Origin of the sequence: Dietzia sp. B19 (assembly GCF_014145155.1) — a bacterium.
GTDB lineage: Bacteria > Actinomycetota > Actinomycetes > Mycobacteriales > Mycobacteriaceae > Dietzia > Dietzia natronolimnaea.
On record NZ_JAALED010000420.1, the window covers coordinates 1 to 1,485 of the forward strand.

Below are 1,485 nucleotides of genomic sequence, written 5' to 3' on the forward strand. Positions count from 1 at the left end.
GACCCGCCTGGTCGGCGGAGGAGGCCCCCCGCGTCCTCGTGTACGACCGGACCCCGGTGGCCGCGGTGGCGACCGCCGTCTCGAGCGGAGCGGCCGTCTCCCACCTCCGGGCTCCGGACCCGCGGGTCGACGGCGGCTCAGTCGAGGCGGTCATGGACGCCGACACCGTGATCGCCCTCGGGCCCGGATGGGGCACCGAGGAGGAGTTGGCCGACCGGGTCGAGATGGCCCGCTCCGTCCCCGAGCTCCCCGGCGGGGGGCAGCTGTTGTTCCCGGGCCGGCGCTTCGTGGCGGCCTACGGGTCTCCGATCACCCCGGCACTGGGCATTCTCGGTGAGCAGGGTCCGGAGGAGAGCGCCGAGCGGGTGCGACAGCTGGTCGAGGAGTACCAGCCGTACTCACCCGAGCCGGTGATCCCCGCGTTCGAGATCATCGCCACCGTCGCCTCCACATCCCCCGGAGCGGACGGCAACTACACCAACGAGTGGGCGCCGGAGGAGTTCGAGCCCCTCATCGACGCGATCACCGAGGCCGGCGGTTACGCGGTGATCGACCTGCAGCCCGGGATGGCGGACCTGCTCGACCAGGCGCGGCTGTTCGAGGAGCTGCTCAGGCGGCCCAACGTGGGGTTGGCCCTGGACCCCGAGTGGAAGCTCGAACCCGGCCAACGCCCGGGGGCGCAGATCGGCAGTGCGAGCGCCGAGGAGATCAACCGGGTCACGCACTGGCTCGCCGATCTCACCCGCGACTCCGGGGGGCCACAGAAGCTGCTCATCCTGCATCAGTTCAGCCTGGCGATGATCACCGACCGTGAGGACATCGACACCTCACGGCCCGAGGTCGCGATCTCCCTCCACGCCGACGGTCACGGGACCCCGGAGATGAAGCTGGAGACGTGGGAGGTCCTGCAGCAGGGATTGTCCCCGGACATCTGGATGGCCTGGAAGAACTTCTACGACGAGGACACGCCGACCTTCACCGCGGAGCAGACCATGGCGGTCGAACCCCGGCCGTGGTTCGTGTCCTACCAGTAGGTCGGCTCTCCGCCGGGGCGCGGGTTCGTCAACCGCGGATGATCCGCTCGGCGACGTGCTGGCCCGCCATCCCGTGGACACCGGGCCCGGGGGGCGTGGACCCGGAGGCGTGCCACACCCCCGGGACCCCGGTCGCGAAGGGATCCGCCCGTGGAACCGGACGGGCGATGAGTCCGCGCAGGTCGACGCGGCCCGCGGCGATGTCGCCGCCCTCGTAGTTCGCGTTGTGTCGGCCCATCCGCGACGCGGGCGTACAGCGGGTCGACACCACCACGTCGCGGACGCCGGGAGCGACCTCCTCCAGGGCGCGGAGGACCTGCTCGGTCTGGTCCAGCTCGGAGTAGGCGGGCACGTGTGCGTACGTCCACAGGGGTCGTCGTCCGTCGGCGGCGACCCTCCCCGGGTCCACCACCCACGGTTGGGAGACGAGGACCATCGGCCGGTCCGCGTG

The 1,485-nt window shown here is 71.6% G+C and carries 2 pseudogenes; one reads left to right on the plus strand and one right to left on the minus strand.

Annotation, left to right across the window (positions count from 1 at the left end):
* Window positions 1-1,034 (plus strand): annotated as a pseudogene (locus G6020_RS12055) (hypothetical protein); the annotation flags it as partial.
* 28 nt (window positions 1,035-1,062) lie between these two features.
* On the opposite strand, the pseudogene G6020_RS12060 reads toward G6020_RS12055, so the two are convergent.
* Window positions 1,063-1,485 (minus strand): annotated as a pseudogene (locus G6020_RS12060) (NAD(P)/FAD-dependent oxidoreductase); the annotation flags it as partial.